Genomic DNA, 20,868 nt, shown 5'->3' with positions numbered 1-20,868 from the left:
AATATATTACTTGATAGTAAAGTATGAAAATTTTTTCTCTGAAAAATTAAGTATTATTTAGGTATCAAAAATAGAATAATTTTTAATTTTCATACTACTTTCTTTAATACTATCGTGGGTATAATGTGATGAAAAAATCGCTCTCTACTTGTTGGAAAACGCTAATATCCGCTGTAAAACAGCACGTTAAGCCAGCATTGGGTTGTACTGAACCCATTTCACTTGCCCTAGCAGCCGCTACTGCTGCTGATTATTTAAAAAAACCTATTACTCTTATTCACGCAGAAGTCTCACCAAATTTAATGAAAAATGGCATGGGCGTCACTGTGCCTGGTACAGGTATGGTGGGATTACCTATAGCGGCTGCATTAGGCGCAATTGCTGGTGATAGCAAGGCAGGATTAGAAGTCTTAAAAAATGCCACACCAGAACAAATTGATATCAGTAAAGCGTTATTAACCAGTAATGCTGTTCGCGTTGTTATTAAAAAAGAATGCGAAGAAGTCCTCTATTGTGAAGTCACTGTTGCAGATGAAGATAGTCGCGTAACTGTCATTATCGCTGGAAATCATACTAATATCGTTAAAATAATTTTTAATGGCGATATCGTGTTTGATAAAACGGTATCAGAAACTCAACAACTTGTCTCACCTTGCCAAATAAAACAAGCACTCAATAATACCAATACGCAAGAAATTTATGATTTCGTGACTCAAGTTCCTGTAGAAGAAATTTCTTTTATTCTAGATGCCGCTCATTTAAATGATGCGCTATCTAAAGAAGGTCTCACTCATAGTTATGGTTTACATATAGGGCAAACCTTACAGCGCCAACAACAACGGGGATTATTAGCAAAAGATTTACTTTCTGAAATTATGATCCGTACTTCAGCTGCTTCTGATGCTCGCATGGGGGGTGCAATATTACCCGCCATGAGTAATTCAGGCTCTGGCAACCAAGGTATTGCTGCAACTATGCCGGTTGTTGTGGTTGCTGAGTATTTGCAAGCTGATGATGAAAAATTAGCAAGAGCATTAATTCTTTCTCATTTATTAGCCATTTATATTCATCATAAATTTCCTGCATTATCTGCCTTGTGTGCTGCAACTACGGCATCAATGGGCGCTGCTGGTGCAATTGCATGGTTAATGGAAGAACGTTATGAACCTATGGCTATGGCGATTAGTAGCATGATTGGCGATATTAGTGGCGTTATTTGTGATGGTGCATCCAATAGCTGTGCAATGAAAGTTTCAACAGGCGCCAGTGCTGCTTATAAAGCCGTGCTAATGGCATTAGATAATACCTGCGTCACTGGTAATGATGGTATTGTGACACACAATGTAGATACAACAATTGAAAATCTTTGCGCTTTAGCAAGCCGCGCTATGCAACATACTGATGTTCAAATTATTGAAATAATGGAGCATAAATCAGTCGCTATCGCTTAATATATTTTATAGAAAAAGCCCCATTTTTTATAATGGGGTTTTTATTGCCTATTTTATGATGCAAACTTTATGGTCTTAGTGCCTCAAAACTCGCTTTTATTTCATCTTCAGGTAATTGAACACCAATAAAGACCAGCGTGCTTTGACGTTTTTCATCATCATCCCAAGGCCTATCCCAATCTGCACTATATAGTCGTTGTACACCTTGAAAAAGAAGCCGATTAGGTTGTTCTTTAATATTAAGAATACCTTTATAACGAAGCAGATTATCTGCAAAACTTAATAATAGGGCTTCCATCACATCTGATACTTGCTGTAATTCAACAGCATAATCAAAATTTAATACAATAGAGCGAATGTCATCTTGTTTTTCTGGCTGAAAATGAAAAAATGATGATTTAATATTAAGGTTATCATCTAACATAAATCCTTTGATATTAAATAGCTCACTTAAATCAATATTGCCATTAATGACGGTATAAATTGGCGCTCTAGCATTAATACGCTTTAATCGCGCTAATAATGCTTCACAAGCGGGTTCTATATCTGTTTTGGTTAATAGAATGCGATCAGCATAACCTATTTGTGATTGTGCTAATGTAAATTGATCAAGTTGTTGTTGAGCATGTACAGCATCAACTAGCGTCACAATGCCATCTAATACATAGCGCTGACAAATTATCTCATGTGAGAAGAATGTCTGACTAATAGGGCCAGGATCTGCCATACCCGTGCATTCAATCACTAAACGATCAAATTCAATTTCACCACGATCTAGGCTGTCACATAAATCTAATAGCGTATTTTCTAGCTCATTAGATTTACTGCAACAAATACAACCATTAGTCAGCGTTTTGATTTGAGTTGCTCTATCACCAATGATTTCATTATCAATCGGTACTTCACCAAATTCATTTTCAATGACTGCAATTTTATGGCCGTGTTCTTCATTTAGCATATGACGCAGTAGCGTTGTTTTACCTGAGCCTAGAAATCCAGTCAGGATTGTGACTGCAATAGGTTTCATGAGTTATCTCCTTTGCAGATAATTAACAACAGCGAAAGCCACCTTTTCCATCACCACCACCATAACGTGCTTCTTGGCGTTCACGGAAAAATTCGTTATAGGTCATAAAAGGCTTATCAGGATGATTATCTTTCATATGTTGTACATAAGTGTCGTAATCAGGAATACCAATGAGCATACGCGCAGCTTGTCCTAGATATTTACCTGCTTGTCCTAAATTGCCAAACATAAGCATCTCCTAAAGAAAGTAGCCCCACACTGATAAATCAATGTGGGGTTTTATAACACCTTAAGATTAGTGGCCTGAGGACACTTTTACATCTTTTGGCATCGGTACATAGGGTGTTTCTTGATCAGTTTTTTCTGGGTTTTTACGTGCTTTCATTGCAGTACGGAAACCGTAGAAAATAATACTGTATACAACGACTAAGAATAGAATACTTAAGCCCGCATTGGTGTAATTATTAATCACAATATGATTCATATTCGTGATTTCTGTTGCTGTTAAGTCAGCACCACCTGCTAATATTTTCGCTTTGTATTCATTCGCTAAGTAGAAGAAACCTTCCATTTGTGGATCGTTACTAAAGAGTTTCAATCCTAACGCCCACGTTGTACAAATCAATAGCCATACTGCTGGAATGACGGTTACCCAGATATATTTAGAGCGTTTCATCTTCACTAAGATGACTGTTGCTAATACTAATGCAACCGCTGCTAGCATTTGGTTTGATATTCCAAAGAGAGGCCATAAGCTTTTAACACCACCCAATGGATCAACCACGCCTTGATACAAGAGATAACCCCATAATCCAACACATCCCGCAGTACCAATAACACCTGCGATAAATGAGTCAGTTTTCTTTAAGAATGGAACAAAATTACCTAGTAAGTCTTGTAACATAAAGCGACCTGAGCGCGTACCCGCATCAAGTGCAGTTAAGATAAATAATGCTTCAAATAAAATACCAAAGTGGTACCAGAAGCCCATATCAGCAGCAGGTAGAATTTTATGGAATACCATTGCGATACCAACGGCTAATGTTGGCGCACCACCAGCACGATTTAATACAGAAGGCTCACCGATATCTTTTGCCGTTTGTAGTATTTCATCAGGCGAGATAACAAATCCCCATGAGCTAACTGTAGTTGCAGCATGAATAGTGACTTCTTTTAGCTGTTCCATGATCATCGGTGCATTTTCACCCCCTAATTCATGAAGATTTGGCATAGTGATACCTAATCCAGCAGGTGGTGTATTCATGGCAAAGTAAAGACCTGGTTCAATAATTGAGGCCGCAACTAATGCCATAATTGCCACAAAAGATTCCATCAACATGGCACCATAACCGATAAAACGAGCATCCATTTCATTCGCTAATAATTTAGGCGTTGTTCCTGATGCAATCAATGCATGGAAACCTGAAACTGCACCACAAGCGATAGTAATAAATAAGAATGGGAATAGAGCTCCTTTCCATAATGGACCAGAACCGTCTATATATTGTGTGACAGCTGGCATTTTTAATTCAGGATTAAGAATAACAATACCGACGGCCAAGCCAACAATAACGCCAATTTTTAAGAAAGTTGCTAAATAATCGCGAGGTGCAAGAATAAGCCAAACAGGTAATAAAGCCGAAACAAACGCATAACCAATAAGACCAAATGTAATTGTTGTATCTTTAAAGGTTAATGCAGGTCCCCAATAAGGATCGTGAGCAATGACACCACCAAACCAAATAGCCGCGATTAATAACACAATACCAATCACAGAGACTTCGCCTACGCGACCAGGGCGAATATAGCGCATATAAATACCCATAAAGAGCGCAATAGGCACTGTCGAACATACCGTGAACACACCCCATGGGCTTTCTGCTAAGGCTTTAACGACGATAAGTGCTAATACAGCAAGGATAATTATCATAATCAGGAAACAGCCAAAAAGTGCGATAGTACCAGGAATGGCACCCATCTCTTTTTTCACCATTTCACCTAATGAGTTACCATTTCGGCGCGTTGAAATAAACAACACCATAAAATCTTGTACAGCACCAGCAAGGACAACCCCAGCTAATAACCAAAGTGTACCTGGTAAATAGCCCATTTGAGCAGCAAGAACAGGACCGACTAAAGGACCTGCACCTGCAATCGCTGCAAAGTGGTGACCAAATAACACATAGCGGTTAGTTGGTACATAGTTTAAACCGTCATTATTAATTACCGCAGGTGTTGCTCGTGTGGGATCTAGTTTCATGACTTTACGAGCAATATAAAAACTGTAATAACGATAAGCCACTAAGTAGACAGCAACAGAAGCAACAACTATCCATAGAGCACTGACATGTTCACCACGACGTAGCGCAACAACGGAGAGACAAAAAGCACCAATAATTCCAATAATGACCCAAGGAATGTGCTTTAAAAATGCATTTTTGTTCATGAGACACCTTTTTTTCAGGCAAGACCGAACAGCCAAAGAGTAGTAAGTAGCAGTTGAGAATTATTTGATAATGAATAGATAACTGCCAGTGCTGATATGATATGAAGATTAATAAGGAAATTGTGAGACTAAATGACTTAGCGGTTATATACCGAATTAAGCGGTCTTTATTGTTACCTAAGTGGTTATACGCGATTTTTTAATACAAAAATTTGTGAGCGACATAACAATTTTATGGCTTTCAATAAGTTAGAAAACTGTTAATTACTCTAGTTTCCCTTTAAAGAACGTATATTATTTTTAGGGAAAAATATCACTATCAAAAATAAAATGGGGAAATCCTATTTTTCTACTCAACCTAAGTTACACACCATTTTAACGAAATATAAAATCAATATTATTTATAAAATTCTTCATAATTCACTATATTGATAATTAAAATTTGCATTATTTGAATATACTGCAATATTTAAAAGCACCTAAGTCCCAAATCTAATTAATAATATGCTAATTATTCAATTTAAAAAGATTATTCGAAGTGCTAGAAAACATACAAAGGGTTATCACTAGCATCAAAATTGTCCACTGAAATATTACAAAAATAATCCTCTATACCCTAGTATTGGACAATTTATTATGAATTTAATAAAACCTAAACTTTTAGATGACGCTTGTATCATAGATACAAAGCTAAATCTTGATGCTCGAACTTGGAACTGGCACAGAAGTAAAGACAAAGAATCCAATAACCGCACCTCCGCGAATTACTATGAAGCATCATTAAATGAATGGGACAATTTCGCGCCACTAACGACTGATCGACAGTGCGACATAGTAGTAATAGGTGGAGGACTGCTTGGAGCATCAACGGCCTTACATCTTGCAGAAGCAGGTCTAGACGTCGTATTGGTAGAAAAAGACAATATCGGTTCAGCCGCTTCTGGCAGAAACGGAGGGCAGCTTACACCTGGCCTTGCTCGCTGGGAAGCTACAGATATGATTGCAAATCTTTCTATCGATGAGGCTAAGCGACTATGGCGCTTTTCCTCTATTGAAGCGATAGAAATGATAAATGATATTGCTACACGCTACAGTCTTGATCTCGATATCCGACATGGTCACATAACCGCGGCTGTACATTCTGGACATATGAATTCGTTAATCGAAAGTGCTGATGCACGACGTCATCTCGGCGATGATAAGATAAAAATTGTCGGCGCCTATGAACTGGATCAATATATAAAATCACAGATATACCACGGTGCCACAATTGATGACTTAGGCGGTCAAATTCATCCTCTTGCACTACTACGCACTCTAATATACGGTGCGGTCGAAAATGGAGCGAGTATTTATGAGTTTACCAAGGCATTAGATATTCAACAGACACCTTCTTGCGCTATTATTACAACCGAAGAAGGGATTATTACAGCGAAAAAAGGCGTTGTAGTGGCTGTTCATAATACAACTTTCCAGTTTTTATCAGGTGTAACTGGCACCACTGTTCCTTTTTATACTTATGTCGGTGTAACTCCACCATTACGTATTGATATCAAAACGCTATTGCCTACAGATATGGCCGTCTACGACACACAATTTCAGATTGACTATTACCGAGCCGTTCGTAGTAATCGACTTCTTTTTGGTGGTCAAGGAACAGGAACAAGCTGGTCTCCCAAAAAAATCAACGATTATCTATTAGAACGCATAGGTACTGTTTTCCCACAGCTGGGGCAAACTGAATTAGAATACTCTTGGAGTGGCATTAGCGATTTTACCCTTAACGGTGCAACTGACTGTCGAAAAATCGGAGATAATATACCAACTTATCTAGTACATGGTTGGAGTGGTCATGGTGTTGCGCAAACAGTTCGTATTGGAAAGGCTATCAGTGATGATATTATGGGAGAAAACGATGATTTTAGCATGCTTACGCGTATCGAACACATGAACATTCCTCTAGGGAGACAGCTATCACCGATGGCAATTCCACTAGTAAAAGCAGCCGTTGGGATCTCTAATACTGTCAATCCAAGTAAGCTAGTTTCATTCTGACAATAATTAGTTAAATATGAAAATTTCTATATATTAAATCTATTTTTTAACTCACTATAATGACTTGACTAGCGGGTTTGTTACTCGTGATTACCGATTTAATGTACAAAAAAACACCTTTTGCATTACACAAAAGGTGTTTTTTGAAATAGGTTATTTATTAGATTAATAATGGATTTTTTGACGTCCTGCAATCGAGTGAGAAAGCGTTGTACCGTCGACCATTTCTAGCTCACCACCAACAGGAACACCATGCGCAATTCGGCTTGCAGCAATATCGTACTGAGCACAAATTTCAGCAATATAATTTGCTGTCGCTTCGCCTTCTACTGTGGGGTTAGTAGCTAAAATAACTTCTGATATAGGTTCTTGGCTTAAACGTTCTTCAAGTCTGTCTAATCCTATATCCATAGGGCCAATACCATCTAACGGTGATAAATGCCCCATTAAGACAAAATATCGTCCTGCAAATTGCCCTGTCTGCTCGATAGCATGAATATCAGCAGGCGTTTCTACGACGCACACTTGTCCGTTTTGCTGACGTCGAACATTGGCACAAATAGTACAACGTTCTTCTTCTGTAAACGTACGACAGTCGCAACAATGACCAATTTCAGACATCGCGCGCGTTAGTGCTTGTGCTAAACGCATGCCACCGCTTCTATCGCGTTGAAGCAATTGAAAAGCCATGCGTTGCGCTGATTTAGGCCCGACACCGGGTAAACAACGCAACGCATCCATTAATGATTCAAGAAGTGGGCTAGTTTGCATTAGAATGGCATCTTAAAGCCTGGTGGCAGTTGCATACCATTAGATACAGAAGCCATTTTCTCTTTTTGAGTTTCATCAATACGACGAGCTGCATCATTGAAAGCGGCTGCAATTAAGTCTTCTAACATTTCTTTGTCATCTTCTAGCAAGCTAGGATCGATTTCAACGCGACGGCAGTTATGAGCACCATTAATAGTCACTTTAACTAAACCTGCGCCAGATTCACCGGTCACTTCAATGTTAGCTATCTCTTCTTGCATCTGCTGCATTTTGTCTTGCATTTGTTGGGCTTGTTTCATTAAATTGCCCAAACCACCTTTTCCAAACATAATTGTCTCTCTTTGTAAAAGCCACACAGTATGATGTCATACAACATGGTGCAATTAAACAGGTCGGATACTCTCTTCATCCAATTCAGCATCAAAATAATGCTGTAGTGTTTGAATCGTTTTATCCGTAATAATCGATTGGCGAGATAACGCCAATTTTTCATCATAGATAGCTTGTCGCCACTCCAACGGCGTTTTCACCGCTGGGTTATCATCTTCTATAATTGTGAGTGAAATTGTTTTTTCATGCAATTCACTTAACGCATTTGTGAGCGTACGTAACGCATTTGCTGAATTTAAATGTTTCTGTGTCGTTCGTAAATGCAAAACCACATTTTCTTCATTTATGGTCTCTTTATACGCATTTAAGGCTAATTGTTGCACCAGTTTTGGTAACGACATCTTGCCTATTTCGGCAGCCCATGCATCTCTTTCTTGTGACTCTTGGGCAATTTTTGCCGCAAGTTCAGGTGTTTTCTCATATTCAAGAACTTCTTTTATCTCTTTAGGAGAAGAAACAACTTCTTGCGTAGAGACCACTTCAGGATTTTGTGGTCGCCATTGATACGCTTCTTTTTTCTTTTTCTCAGGTGTAGATGCTGATTGGCGTTTTGTCACCTGTTGACGTTTTTCGCTGACGGCCGCTAGCCGCTCTAATGCACTAGCAGCCGGCTTAGCCTGATGAGGCGTCGCCGGTTCAGGCTTTTTTGGCGGAGTTTGTGAACCATTCCCCTTTATCGCCTGCCGTGCTCTTAATAATTGGGCTGTTGGGCTATTATCGAGTGAATCACTAGGCTCTGTTGACACACTCGTTTGTGTTGGCGATACATTCTGTTGATGATGTATCGGCTTAGGAGAACGGCCTTCTGGTTGTGTTTGATGCGACGGCACATTGGCATTGGGCAATGTTTGCGCAAGGGGTGCAGAAGTCACATCATCAACAACGGTTTTAGGATGAAAGGCTAACGCTCGTAATAGCGTCATTTCAACACCCATGCGTCTATCTGGCGCATAGGCTAATTCTTTTCGGCCTACTAATAAGGTTTGATAATAAAGCTGTAAGTCTTGTGGTGATACTGATTTTGCTAATAAGCGCAGGCGCTCTTGAGTATATTGCTCTTGAGGATTTTCTTCACTAGGCAATAATTGCAACATAGCAATTTGATGTAGCAACGATAAGGTTTCTACTAAGAAATTTTCCCAATCAGTACCTCTCGAAGCCACATCATTGACCAATGACATAACTTGCTGTCCATCGGCTTTAACTAATGCTTCAATCAGTGCTAAAGGCTGAGCATCATCAATTGTTCCTAGCATTTGGCTGACAACATCAGCGCTTACTACACCTTCACCACTCGCAATCGCTTGATCAGCCAAACTTAGCGCATCACGCATGCTACCATCAGCAGCTCGCGCAATAAGTTGACGTGCTCTTGCATCACTATTGATATGCTCAGCAGATAATACTTTTTCAAGTTGTGTCGCAATTTGGTCGATATCTAATGCACGCAAATGAAATTGTAAGCAGCGTGATAAAATCGTGACAGGTAATTTTTGTGGATCTGTCGTTGCCAGTAAAAATTTTACGTGCTCAGGCGGCTCTTCTAACGTTTTGAGTAACGCATTAAAGCTATGGCGAGAAAGCATATGAACTTCATCAATTAAATAGACTTTAAAACGTCCACGAGCTGGCGCATATTGCACGTTATCAAGCAATTCTCGCGTATCTTCAACTTTTGTTCTTGACGCTGCATCAATTTCAATTAAATCGACAAAACGCCCTTGCTCTATTTCAAGGCAATTTGCACATTTACCACAAGGTTTGCTTGTTATACCTGTCTCACAATTCAGCCCTTTTGCAAATAGACGGGCGATGGTTGTCTTTCCGACACCACGGGTGCCAGAAAAAAGGTAGGCGTGATGTAGCCGTTGGTTATCAAGACCATTAGCTAATGCCATCAACACATGGTGTTGACCAACAACATCATTAAAAGTTTGTGGGCGCCACTTACGGGCAAGTACCTGATAGCTCATTGATTCCGCTAAAATTGAACGATATTTATCTCTATGCTAACACAGTGAAGACCTGTTGAGCGAGATTTGTAATAAACAAATGAGATATTGATGAAGTTATCAGCGAAATTTTTGAAAAGGAGAAAACAAGTGTGCGGGCCTTATATAACAAAAAAGGCTTAAAGTACCCGCACTATCGTTGCTTATTAACTCAAGCTATTTTACTGATATTGATGAAATATGTTTGTCACTTTTTCAATATCATGTTCAAAAGCGCAAAAAATTAATGTCCTGGAAAATCAACGAGGGTATAGCTATGAATACCTTGTTTTTCTAAGCGTTCAATACCGCCTAAATCTGGTAAACAAATAATAAATGCAGCCTCATTGACAGTACCCCCTAAGCGACGAATAAGACGTGCTGTCGCTTCGATAGTTCCACCTGTTGCTAATAAGTCATCGACAACTAAGACTTTATCTTTATCTGTGATACTGTCTTTGTGGATTTCTAATGTATCGGTACCATATTCCAAATCATAAGTTTCACTGAGTGTTTCGCGAGGCAATTTACCTTTTTTACGAACAGGAACAAAACCAACACCTAAGCGTAATGCAACTGGCGCGCCAAATAAAAAGCCACGAGCTTCGGTACCAACAACTTTAGTGATACCTTGACCTTGATAGTGTTCAACTAACAGATCAATAGTTGACTGATATGCCGTAGGGTTATCTAGTAACGTGGTAATATCACGAAATAGAATTCCTTCTTTTGGATAATCAGGAATAGTTTCAATACTGTCTTTAATAAATTGCAGTTGTTGCGCGTTAGCAGTCATAATCAGTGCCATAATAAAAAACGAAACGATAGAATCTATGCAATATGCCGTTAAAATGCAACAGAAAGCCTGTTAATGACTTCTTTTTGTTGCTTTGCGTCAATTCATGTTTTTATCAAAACAGGAACAACACCCAAATGAAAAAAACAGATCCGCTGAGTGTGTTTAAAAAACAGATAGACAATCTCGCCGAAACACTTGCGCCTATTGCCAATAAAAAAATAGCAGCACCTTGTTTCGACACAGCACTGTTTCATCGCCGAAGTGATTCACTTGGGGGCTATATGCAACAGATCCACGATAATTTTACCCAGTTAATCGCTTGTGTTGAGGCACAACGAAGCCAGCAGGTAAAATTTCTGGCAACACAAATCCTACAACAAATTGAAGCATTAACTCGTGAATTATCGACACAAACGCTAAGAAAGCAAGAAAACCAGCTAACTCAACGTAAAAAAAGTGTCGATCTCTATCAAAAGCTTGCTGAACATCAAGATTACGAACGCAGATTGCAGGCCATGATCCAAGATAGGGAATTATCACTCACTCAAGCACAAAATTTTATGCGCCAGCAAGAATTACAAAAAGAAATTGCTGCACTAGAAAATCGTTTAATGCGTTGCAAAAATGCACTTTTTTCTATTGAAAAGAGTATTGAAAAACAAGAAGATAAATATTAAGAGAATATATGGAATTACAAGACGAACCAGAATCAGTTCAGTTAGCAGTCGATATTATCTATCTTTTAGAGACACATAAGATAGAGCCACATATCGTCTTAGAGGCGCTTGAAATTATTCGTAAAGATTACGAACAAAAATTACACCTTAAGACGATGAACAAATAACTGACTTATAATATATTTTACCCTTTATACTGAAGGTGAAGTGCCTCTAGACGCTGAGCCATCAAGTGGTCGTTTTATCTCTTGTATTTCATCACCGTTTTTATTGTGTAGGTATACATCTAATTGGTTGAATGCGATATTGATATTATTTTCATTACATAATTTATCAATAGCACGATTCACTTCATCGGTTGTAATACTTCTATCACCCAACGTTCTGACATAAAAACGCAATTCATGATTAAGTGTACTAGCCCCAAATTCTGTAAATAATACCGCAGGTTCTGGCTCTGTCATTACTTTATCATTGTCTTTCGCTGCTCTCATTAAGACCTCTTTCACTTTGCTAAGATCAGAGCCATAAGCAACGCCGATTTGAATAATTATTCTTGTTACCGTATCAGATAAAGTCCAATTAATAAGCCTTTCGGTCACAAATGCTTTATTTGGAATAATAACTTCTTTGCGATCAAAATCTGTAATAGTTGTCGCTCTGATACGAATACGGCTAACAGTTCCTGAATAAGTGCCTATTGTGATGGTATCACCAATCCTTACAGGCCTTTCAAACAAAATAATTAAACCAGATACAAAATTAGCGAATATTTCTTGTAAGCCAAACCCAAGACCAACCGTTAATGCAGCCGCTAACCATTGTAATTTTTCCCATGCAACGCCTAATATTCCTAATGAAACAATAGTCCCAATAGCAATAATGATATAAGTCATAATCGTAGTAATTGCATAAGAAGCCCCTTGCTGTAGCTTGATTCTTGATAAAACTAAGACTTCTAATAATCCTGGTAAATTACGTGTCATAAACCAAGAAACGCCCATTATCGCTATAGATAGCAAGAGATCTGCCACTGTAACAGCTTTTAAGACATAACCTAATTCAGTTGGCAAATTATAATGCCACAAAGTGATCCCATCTAAATAAGTAAAAACGGTGATAAAATCAGACCAAATACCATAAAAACTAGACGCAAAAATGATAAATAAAATCATCGTAGTCAATCTTAATGATTGCTGATTAATTTGCTCCATATCCATAGGTGGTTCTTGAATGGGCTCAAGGCTGGTATCTTCACCTTCTTTTTTTTCTTTAAGCATAGCCTGACGGCGCTCTAAAGCTCGACGATAAGCCAACCTTCTCGCTGCTACAGTTAATCCTCTTAAACTGGCATGATAGGCAATAAACCAAAGCATCAGCAAATATAGGCTATCAATCCAGCGATTCGCTAATCGCAAAGCTGTGTAGTAATACCCTAAAATAACAAGTACCATCAATATCAACGGTGAAAATGTTAGAAGCGTAATAACAACGGTTCTTACAACATGACTTCCCTTTTCTTGCCACATTTCACGGCAAAAAGGTAATGCGCATAAACTAATAAAAAAGAGAGAAATAATAGCAACCAGCTGGCCTATAACATCGTCAACTAGCATAAGTGGATTATTAATCCCATAAGCCGAAAGCAGAATAATTGGCAACATAGGAATAGATAAACGTAATAAACGCCTACGGTTTTGCCTAACTCGTTCTAATGGGATTTTAAAGTGTTTTACAGCGACACCATTATCTGACATCAACCGATATGACCACTCAAACATCAACCAGAAAATTGCAAATTGCCATGCTAAAGACCAAATAAATTCTTGTTGGACATTGAAACTATTAATTAGCCAATAGCCAAGTGCTAACACAATACAAGAAAGGGGTAATGTTTTTAAAAAAACGATCCCCAATGCGATTGGGGTATGAAGTTGGGAATCTTTATTGAGTTTATTGATATCTGTACTGTTTTTTTCAAATTCAATATCCAGCTTTTTACGTTGCCAAATAATCAACAAACTAAAAGTAATAAGAATAATAAGTACAGGTAATGATTTTTTAGCCCCATTCAACAGATTTTCATGAGACCAATTGACTTTGAAATTTTGAAATTCAGCCAGTGCAAGTGAAGGAAATGCAGAAAACCAGCTTAAATTAATAGGTTTGTTACTACTAACCCAAAATATTTGTTGCGCCAATGTATTTTCTAATGAGCTAACAACACTTTTTAATTGTTGTTGGTCCATTTGTAAATTGATCGACTCAGAAATTTGGCTTCCTAACTGATTATTTAATTTATCAAGCAACTCTCTACGTGCTTCAATAAGTTGTTCAAAAGCATTACGTAAGCCTTTTAATGTATTAATATCAGCCTGTTCTGGGTACATAGCCTGATATTCAGACATTAATTTTTCAATATAAACATTAGATTGGAAAATTTGTTCGCGCTGTTTATTTATCTCAAATTGTTCTAGGCGTAAATCTGCAATTTTATCGGGAAGATTATTAATAAAAATACCATCAGGTAAATCAACTTGTTCTTCAAAAAGAATACGTGAAAGCAATAAACTACCTTTAAGTACATCTATTTGCTCTTTTAAATTCCGCTCTGATTGAATGGCTCTATCTAAGCGGCTTTTCACCATTAAGCTTTGACGATTTAACTCATTATTATTTTGTGTTGTGACAATTAATTTATCACTAAGTTGTTTGTTGATTTCGGCTTGAGCTAAATAGAAGGGATTGGTATTAATCTCATGATTATTAAGCCCTGTATTTTGAGCTTCTTTTGCCGTTTCTTCTGAACTATCTAAGCGTTTGTCACTAAGCGCATCTTGTAAAATCTGCGCATGCTCTTGTGAAAGGTCGATATAAGCAGAACTGTAATCTCGTTGCAGTTGCAACAAGCTTTGTAGTTGTACATTTGATTGTAAAGTACGTTTTTGAAAGTTATTTTGCTGTTGAAGATAATATTGTTCTAACTGTAAAAGTTGCACTGCTGAAGGGCGCATTTGGGCTTTATCACCACTACTTTTATTCAGCGCAACTCTGATTTGTTGAAGCCTTTCAGAATTACCAAATAAAACAGCTTGAGCTCTTTCGGGCTGTGTTTGTAATACAATAAGTTCATTACTGTAATTAGCTAAATCATCTTGCGATTTTTGCAAAGATTGTAATATATCTTCTAATTTTGATTCTAATGTTGCGAGTGGCAAGTTTTCTAATGACTTTTGATAACCATCAGTCTCTTTATTAGCAATCTTTTGTTTTAATTGATTTAATTGAAATTGAATATTACGTAACTTTTCAGGTAATTGCTCAACTGTTTTATTGTAATCTATTGATTTTTTACTCAATTGCTCAATATCATCAAGCAATAGCAAAGATTGTTCTAAATCGCTAATTGTTAATTTATCTTCTGCACTCAATGCACTGCGTTTATTTAATAAATTAAGCTGACTTTGGATGCTTTCTTGAGTGGGTAAATTATTCGGATTCGCAGCCCAAGCAGAGGTGATTAATAAGCTCCACAATAGGCATGCCATTATACCCGCAGAAATAATATGGCGAATATTAAGATTTAAGTGAGAAAAAGTAACTGGTACACGCATAGTTGAGCAACTTGTTCAATTAACATTGAAAAACTGTTCTATCAGTATAATCCAATTACCATAAATTGGCAGTGAAAAAGAACAAGCCGCAACCGTGATTTTTGGCTAAAAAAAGTCAATAATAATTAAAATGTAAGGATTTTATCTGCTGCTAATGTCCACTGAGATAAATCGACTAACGTACCTAACTCAACGCCATCAGCTAGCGCTAATTTACTGATACCACGAGTGTCTGTGCATGTTTTACAGAGTTTAACAGGCACATTTTGAGCAGTAAGGATCTCTAACATTTGCTGGAGATTATAGCCTTCTTTTGGCTGTTGATTAGCTAAAGCGCCAATCACGGCATCAGACATTAAAAATAACATTAACTCAGTTTCAGGATGTTGTTCTTTTAATGTAATTGATAGACGCAATGCATTAAATAATGATTCGTTACCATATGCTGCACCATTAGCAATCACTAATACTTTACTCATTTGTCTTTCCTTATTTTTATCTTGATTAAGATGACGCATCTATTCTGAGATTAGTGCTGTTCTTTATCATATCAATAAAGCTATCAATCAAGTATTGACTTTCATCTTTTATAGAAAAACTTTCTGGTGAAAATAACCAATTTTCAGCAAGACCCGTCATCATCGCCCTCAACATAATAGCGGCTCTTTTCAAATGTAAATCATCGGGGAGCTGTTTTTTTTCAATACAGCGACGAAAAGATTGTTCTATTCTAGAATAGTCTGCCGCACATAATTCTCTACGAATTTCAACAATAGGCATCATTTCACCTACAAATTCACATTTATGAAAATAAATTTCTAATAATGCATTGTGTTTGGGATCATCTACAATTGATGTCAATATATAAATAAGCAATTCTCTTAATACAAATAGTGGATCATCTGGATATTTTGCTTGATACTCTAGTTCTAAATATTCTATTTTTAAATCGGTGAGCTTGCATGCTTCAGTAAATAGATCCACTTTGTTCTTAAAGTGCCAATATATTGCACCTCGAGTCACACCTGCCTCGAAGGCAATATCTGAAAGTGATGTGGCAGAAACGCCTTGTACAGTAAACAATCTAATTGCAGCATCAATTATGTGCTGTTTTGTCTCCTGTGCCTGCCGTTTAGTTTTTCGTGCCATTATTCCTCGGTTTCGACTGAAGTTAATTTACATACATTCATGTATGTTTGTACTATACATCGCGACCATTCACCAATTTAATTATTTTTTATCCCGGGAAACAACTTTTGAATAGAGGTTTTCTTATGCGAAAAAACAGAGGGGTTCTGCCTCTGGCTATGTTAGTACTATCAGGCAGTTTAGTTCTTGCAGGATGTGATGACAAAGCTAAACAGTCTGGTACCCCACCAGCACCAGCAGTCGGTGTTGTAACCCTTGGCGTTCAACCACTGACTATTACAACTGACTTACCAGGCCGAACTTCTGCATATCGTATTGCCGAAGTTCGTCCACAGGTTGGCGGTATTATTTTAAAACGTAATTATACGGAAGGTAGCTATGTAGATGCAGGTACATCTTTATATCAGATTGATCCTGCTATCTTCCAAGCAGCATTAAATAGTGCTTCAGCTGATTTAGCTAAAGCGAAAGCAAATGCCGAAATATCACGTCTTACAGTAGAGCGCTATAAGCCTCTATTAGGGACGAATTATGTGAGTAAGCAAGATTTTGACACAGCAACATCTCAGTATGCTCAAGCTGTAGCCGCAGTTAAAGCTGCACAAGCCGCACTAACAAATGCCAAAATTAATCTTGAATACACCAAAGTGACTGCACCTATTTCAGGTCGTTCAGGTAAATCAACAGTGACAGAAGGGGCATTAGTCTCAACAGGGCAACAAGTCGCTTTAACAACGGTTCAACAAATTGATCCTATTTATGTTGATGTTACCCAATCAAGTGATGATTACCTAAAACTAAAAAATGAAATTGAAAGCGGTGCTATTCGCCAAGAACAAGGTAAAGCAGTCGTTCATTTAATATTGAACAATGGCAAACCTTATTCAGAAAAAGGTCATTTAGAGTTTTCTGACGTGACTGTTGATGAAACAACCGGCTCAATTACAATGCGTGCCATCATTCCTAATCCAAACGGTGAATTACTACCTGGAATGTTTGTGCGTACTAAATTAGAAAACGGTATTCGTCAAAATGCAATTCTGATCCCACAACAAGCTGTTATTCGTACACCACGTGGTGAGGCAACAACCATGGTTGTCAATAAAGATAATGTTGTTGAAGTACGTACGATTGAAATTGGACAAGCAGTTGGAAATAGATGGCTAGTAAATAGTGGTCTCCAAGAAGGCGATCGCGTTGTTGTTTCTGGATTGCAAAAAATTAAACCGGATATCAAAGTGACGGCTCAAGAAGAGAATATTGATGACAAAACATCTTCTCAAAAAACTGAGTCAGCAAAGAATCCTCAATAAGGAGTCGGTGATCCATGCCTAAGTTTTTTATAGACAGACCGATATTCGCATGGGTAATTGCGATAATTACCATGCTGGCTGGTCTTCTGGCAATCATCAAATTACCTATTGCGCAATACCCTACTATTGCACCACCTGCGATTTCGATTTCAGCGGTGTACCCTGGTGCGGATGCGACCACTGTGCAGAATACAGTAACTCAGGTTATCGAACAGAATATGAATGGTATCGATAACATGGTGTATATGTCTTCTACCAGTGATTCAGCAGGTACGATGAATATCACTCTGACCTTTGAAGCAGGTACTGATCCTGATATTGCGCAGGTACAAGTGCAGAATAAACTGCAATTGGCGATGCCTCTTTTACCTCAGGAAGTGCAACAACAAGGGATTAGTGTTGATAAATCAGCAAGTTCATTCCTCATGGTGGCAGGTTTTATCTCTGGTGACGGCACAATGTCACAAGATGATATCGCCGACTATGTCGGTGCCACAATTAAAGATCCATTAAGCCGTGTAACCGGTGTTGGTGAAACACAATTGTTTGGTAACCAATATGCTATGCGTATTTGGTTAGATCCTGATCAATTAGTGAAATACAACATGACAACGCTTGATGTTATTAACGCAATTAAAGCGCAAAATAACCAAGTGGCAGCCGGCCAGCTAGGGGGTACACCACCTGTTCCTGGTCAACGCCTTAATGTGTCAATCATAGCTCAGACTCGTCTTAACACTCCTGAACAATTTTCTAATATCCTGATGAAAGTCAACCAAGACGGTTCTCAGGTGAAATTGAAAGATCTTGGTATTGTTGAGATGGGGGCTGAAAACTATAGTACGATTGCTCGCTACAACGGTTTACCCGCGGCAGGTATTGGTATCAAACTCGCTACAGGTGCAAATGCGTTAGATACTGCCAATGCAGTACGTGCAGCATTGGCCGATATGGAACCGTTCTTTCCTGCTGGATTAGAGGTTGTTTATCCTTACGATACAACACCTTTCGTTAAGATCTCTATTTTTGAAGTTGTTAAAACACTGATTGAAGCGATAATGCTCGTGTTCGTGGTTATGTATCTGTTCTTGCAGAACTTCCGCGCTACGCTAATACCTACTATCGCCGTTCCTGTCGTCCTTTTAGGAACATTTGCCATCTTGTCGGCATTTGGCTATTCGATAAATACCTTGACGATGTTCGCCATGGTACTCGCCATCGGTCTGCTGGTGGATGATGCCATTGTTGTTGTAGAAAACGTTGAACGGGTTATTCAAGAAGAAGGTTTATCGCCTAAAGAAGCAACACGTAAATCGATGGATCAAATCCAAAGCGCCCTGGTGGGTATCGCACTCGTTCTTTCTGCGGTATTTATTCCAATGGCATTCTTTGGTGGTTCTACTGGTGCTATTTATCGCCAGTTCTCTGTTACTATTGTTTCCGCAATGACCTTATCTGTCCTTGTTGCATTGATTTTAACACCTGCGCTATGTGCAACGATGTTAAAACCTGTACCAAAAGGCAGCCATGGTATTCAAACTGGATTCTTTGGTTGGTTTAACCGCACATTCGAAAAAAGTAGCCATCACTATACAGACAGTGTTTCTCGTACATTACGAGGAACAGGCCGTTACTTATTACTTTATGTCTTATTAGTTGCCGGTATGGCGTTGATGTTTATTCGTCTACCAACCTCGTTCTTACCAGAGGAAGACCAAGGGGTATTATTGACAATGGTTCAATTACCAGCAGGTTCAACTCAAGAACAAACACAAGACGTATTAAGTAATGTAGATAACTACTTTAGAGACAAAGAGAAAGACGTCGTTAAATCTGTCTTTACCGTTAATGGCTTCGGTTTTGCGGGTCAAGGTCAGAATATGGGTCTTGCTTTCGTCGTACTAAAAGATTGGGATGAGCGTAGCTCAAAACAAGATAAAGTACCCGCGATTGTTAATAGGGCAAATATTGCATTATCTTCTATAAAAGAAGCATTTATCTACTCATTTAATATTCCAGCTATCGTTGAACTTGGTTCTGCGGGTGGTTTCGAATTTGAGCTAGTGGATAAAGCCAACTTAGGCCACGAAAAACTGATGGAAGCTCGTAATCAGTTACTTGGCTTAACGGCGCAACATCCTGAAATGCTAACCGGTGTTCGTCCTAATGGACAAGAAGATACTTCACAATATCGCTTATATATCGATCCTGAAAAAGCACAAGCTCAAGGTGTCGCGATTAACGATATTTACTCTACATTAGGAACGATGTTTGGTGGTACATACGTCAATGACTTTATTGACCGTGGACGCGTGAAAAAAGTATATGTACAAGCTGATTCACCATTCCGTATGTTACCTAAAGACATTGCTAACTTGTATATCCGTAATAATGTCGGGCAAATGGTTCCTTTCTCATCATTTATTGATACAAGTAAAGACCCATGGTTATATGGCTCTCCACGCTTAGAGCGCTATAACGGATTACCAGCAATGCAAATCCAAGGTAGTGCAACGCAAGGTCAAAGTAGCGGTGACGCTATGTTGATGATGGAAAGCTTAGCGAGCCAATTACCAAGCGGTATTGGTTATGAATGGACGGGAATGTCTTATCAAGAACGTCTATCAGGTAACCAAGCACCTGCGTTATATACCATCTCTTTAATCGTCGTATTCTTATGTCTTGCGGCATTATATGAAAGCTGGTCTATTCCATTCTCAGTTATGTTAGTAGTTCCTCTTGGGGTTATCGGAGCATTAGCCTTTACCTCACTAAGAGGCCTAGAGAATGATGTTTACTTTAAAGTAGGTCTACTCACAACCATTGGATTATCGGCGAAAAATGCAATCTTGATTGTTGAATTCGCCAAAGACTTGATGGAAAAAGAAGGCAAAGGGTTAGTGGAAGCAACACTAGACTCTGTAAGAATGCGTTTACGACCTATTCTGATGACCTCACTCGCCTTTATGTTAGGGGTTATTCCTCTTGTATTAAGTAATGGTGCAGGTTCTGGTGCTCAGAACTCAGTAGGTACTGGTGTATTTGGTGGTATGATTGCAGCAACATCACTAGCTATTTACTTTGTTCCTATCTTCTTTGTTGTGATCCGCAGAAGGTTCTCAAAGAAAAGTGAAGACTTAGAACACCCAGAAAATTCACATTAATTTAAGTAAGTAAATAAAAAG

Annotated in this window: 16 protein-coding genes; 6 read left to right on the top strand and 10 right to left on the bottom strand. The window is 38.4% G+C overall.

Translation table 11 applies throughout. From position 1 onward, the window contains the following. Positions 1-128: 128 nt before the first annotated feature. Positions 129-1,451: an L-cysteine desulfidase family protein gene (locus M983_RS11945; RefSeq protein WP_066751065.1), complete on the top strand. Its 1,323-nt coding sequence runs from the start codon at positions 129-131 to the stop codon at positions 1,449-1,451. Between the two features lie 67 nt (positions 1,452-1,518). Here the strand turns inward: M983_RS11945 and yjiA are convergent, their stop codons facing one another. The 3 genes from yjiA to M983_RS11930 form a co-directional block, all read right to left on the bottom strand. Beyond that, positions 1,519-2,478 (bottom strand): GTPase, encoded by a 960-nt coding sequence (yjiA, locus tag M983_RS11940; protein ID WP_066751062.1) that lies wholly within the window; start codon positions 2,476-2,478, stop codon positions 1,519-1,521. Between the two features lie 22 nt (positions 2,479-2,500). Continuing rightward, complete coding sequence (locus tag M983_RS11935; RefSeq protein WP_066751059.1) at positions 2,501-2,707, bottom strand: YbdD/YjiX family protein; 207 nt, start codon at positions 2,705-2,707, stop codon at positions 2,501-2,503. A 66-nt stretch (positions 2,708-2,773) separates the two neighbouring features. Continuing rightward, positions 2,774-4,924 carry a carbon starvation CstA family protein gene (locus M983_RS11930; protein ID WP_066751056.1) on the bottom strand — a complete coding sequence of 717 codons (2,151 nt, stop codon included), beginning with the start codon at positions 4,922-4,924 and terminating at the stop codon, positions 2,774-2,776. Positions 4,925-5,560: 636 nt separating this feature from the next. Here M983_RS11930 and M983_RS11925 point away from each other — a divergent pair. Continuing rightward, positions 5,561-6,979, top strand: coding sequence for an NAD(P)/FAD-dependent oxidoreductase (locus M983_RS11925; RefSeq protein ID WP_066751052.1), 1,419 nt, complete (start codon positions 5,561-5,563; stop codon positions 6,977-6,979). Between the two features lie 165 nt (positions 6,980-7,144). Here the strand turns inward: M983_RS11925 and recR are convergent, their stop codons facing one another. From recR to apt, 4 genes are all read right to left on the bottom strand, one after another. Beyond that, positions 7,145-7,750, bottom strand: coding sequence for a recombination mediator RecR (gene recR / locus M983_RS11920; RefSeq protein ID WP_066751049.1), 606 nt, complete (start codon positions 7,748-7,750; stop codon positions 7,145-7,147). Further along, positions 7,750-8,079: a YbaB/EbfC family nucleoid-associated protein gene (locus M983_RS11915; RefSeq protein WP_066751047.1), complete on the bottom strand. Its 330-nt coding sequence runs from the start codon at positions 8,077-8,079 to the stop codon at positions 7,750-7,752. The genes recR and M983_RS11915 overlap by 1 nt, the downstream gene beginning before the upstream one ends. A gap of 54 nt (positions 8,080-8,133) precedes the next feature. Beyond that, a complete protein-coding gene (gene dnaX / locus M983_RS11910; protein WP_066751044.1) occupies positions 8,134-10,113 on the bottom strand; it encodes a DNA polymerase III subunit gamma/tau in 1,980 nt (659 codons plus the stop codon). Positions 10,114-10,375: 262 nt separating this feature from the next. Continuing rightward, positions 10,376-10,927, bottom strand: a complete 552-nt coding sequence (apt, locus tag M983_RS11905; protein WP_066751042.1) for an adenine phosphoribosyltransferase — start codon at positions 10,925-10,927, stop codon at positions 10,376-10,378. 137 nt (positions 10,928-11,064) lie between these two features. On the opposite strand from apt, the gene priC reads away from it, so the two are divergent. Together priC and M983_RS11895 are read left to right on the top strand one after the other, a co-directional pair. Then, on the top strand, positions 11,065-11,607 hold the full coding sequence (priC, locus tag M983_RS11900) for a primosomal replication protein PriC (RefSeq protein ID WP_066751040.1): 543 nt from the start codon (positions 11,065-11,067) through the stop codon (positions 11,605-11,607). A gap of 8 nt (positions 11,608-11,615) precedes the next feature. Next, complete coding sequence (locus M983_RS11895) at positions 11,616-11,774, top strand: DUF2496 domain-containing protein (protein WP_066751038.1); 159 nt, start codon at positions 11,616-11,618, stop codon at positions 11,772-11,774. 24 nt (positions 11,775-11,798) lie between these two features. Here the strand turns inward: M983_RS11895 and mscK are convergent, their stop codons facing one another. From mscK to acrR, 3 genes are all read right to left on the bottom strand, one after another. Further along, positions 11,799-15,221, bottom strand: coding sequence for a mechanosensitive channel MscK (mscK, locus tag M983_RS11890; protein WP_066751036.1), 3,423 nt, complete (start codon positions 15,219-15,221; stop codon positions 11,799-11,801). A 125-nt stretch (positions 15,222-15,346) separates the two neighbouring features. Beyond that, positions 15,347-15,700: a DsrE/DsrF/TusD sulfur relay family protein gene (locus tag M983_RS11885; protein ID WP_066751034.1), complete on the bottom strand. Its 354-nt coding sequence runs from the start codon at positions 15,698-15,700 to the stop codon at positions 15,347-15,349. Positions 15,701-15,725: 25 nt separating this feature from the next. Beyond that, on the bottom strand, positions 15,726-16,370 hold the full coding sequence (gene acrR / locus M983_RS11880) for a multidrug efflux transporter transcriptional repressor AcrR (protein ID WP_066751031.1): 645 nt from the start codon (positions 16,368-16,370) through the stop codon (positions 15,726-15,728). A gap of 125 nt (positions 16,371-16,495) precedes the next feature. On the opposite strand from acrR, the gene M983_RS11875 reads away from it, so the two are divergent. Then, positions 16,496-17,683, top strand: a complete 1,188-nt coding sequence (locus M983_RS11875; RefSeq protein WP_066751028.1) for an efflux RND transporter periplasmic adaptor subunit — start codon at positions 16,496-16,498, stop codon at positions 17,681-17,683. Between the two features lie 14 nt (positions 17,684-17,697). Continuing rightward, a complete protein-coding gene (locus M983_RS11870) occupies positions 17,698-20,847 on the top strand; it encodes an efflux RND transporter permease subunit (RefSeq protein WP_066751025.1) in 3,150 nt (1,049 codons plus the stop codon). Positions 20,848-20,868: the final 21 nt, after the last annotated feature.

This window comes from Proteus myxofaciens ATCC 19692 (assembly GCF_001654855.1).
In the GTDB taxonomy this organism is placed as follows: domain Bacteria; phylum Pseudomonadota; class Gammaproteobacteria; order Enterobacterales; family Enterobacteriaceae; genus Proteus; species Proteus myxofaciens.
This window is presented reverse-complemented; position numbering and strand designations above follow the sequence as displayed.

Bases quoted from the DNA above. Each gene is read 5' to 3' on its own strand.
- dnaX (WP_066751044.1), bottom strand. From the start codon at position 10,113: ATGAGCTATCAGGTACTTGCCCGTAAGTGGCGCCCACAAACTTTTAAT.
- priC (WP_066751040.1), top strand. From the start codon at position 11,065: ATGAAAAAAACAGATCCGCTGAGTGTGTTTAAAAAACAGATAGACAAT.
- M983_RS11935 (WP_066751059.1), bottom strand. From the start codon at position 2,707: ATGTTTGGCAATTTAGGACAAGCAGGTAAATATCTAGGACAAGCTGCG.
- M983_RS11945 (WP_066751065.1), top strand. From the start codon at position 129: ATGAAAAAATCGCTCTCTACTTGTTGGAAAACGCTAATATCCGCTGTA.
- M983_RS11925 (WP_066751052.1), top strand. From the start codon at position 5,561: ATGAATTTAATAAAACCTAAACTTTTAGATGACGCTTGTATCATAGAT.
- acrR (WP_066751031.1), bottom strand. From the start codon at position 16,370: ATGGCACGAAAAACTAAACGGCAGGCACAGGAGACAAAACAGCACATA.
- M983_RS11915 (WP_066751047.1), bottom strand. From the start codon at position 8,079: ATGTTTGGAAAAGGTGGTTTGGGCAATTTAATGAAACAAGCCCAACAA.
- mscK (WP_066751036.1), bottom strand. From the start codon at position 15,221: ATGCGTGTACCAGTTACTTTTTCTCACTTAAATCTTAATATTCGCCAT.
- yjiA (WP_066751062.1), bottom strand. From the start codon at position 2,478: ATGAAACCTATTGCAGTCACAATCCTGACTGGATTTCTAGGCTCAGGT.
- M983_RS11875 (WP_066751028.1), top strand. From the start codon at position 16,496: ATGCGAAAAAACAGAGGGGTTCTGCCTCTGGCTATGTTAGTACTATCA.
- apt (WP_066751042.1), bottom strand. From the start codon at position 10,927: ATGACTGCTAACGCGCAACAACTGCAATTTATTAAAGACAGTATTGAA.
- M983_RS11930 (WP_066751056.1), bottom strand. From the start codon at position 4,924: ATGAACAAAAATGCATTTTTAAAGCACATTCCTTGGGTCATTATTGGA.
- recR (WP_066751049.1), bottom strand. From the start codon at position 7,750: ATGCAAACTAGCCCACTTCTTGAATCATTAATGGATGCGTTGCGTTGT.
- M983_RS11870 (WP_066751025.1), top strand. From the start codon at position 17,698: ATGCCTAAGTTTTTTATAGACAGACCGATATTCGCATGGGTAATTGCG.
- M983_RS11895 (WP_066751038.1), top strand. From the start codon at position 11,616: ATGGAATTACAAGACGAACCAGAATCAGTTCAGTTAGCAGTCGATATT.
- M983_RS11885 (WP_066751034.1), bottom strand. From the start codon at position 15,700: ATGAGTAAAGTATTAGTGATTGCTAATGGTGCAGCATATGGTAACGAA.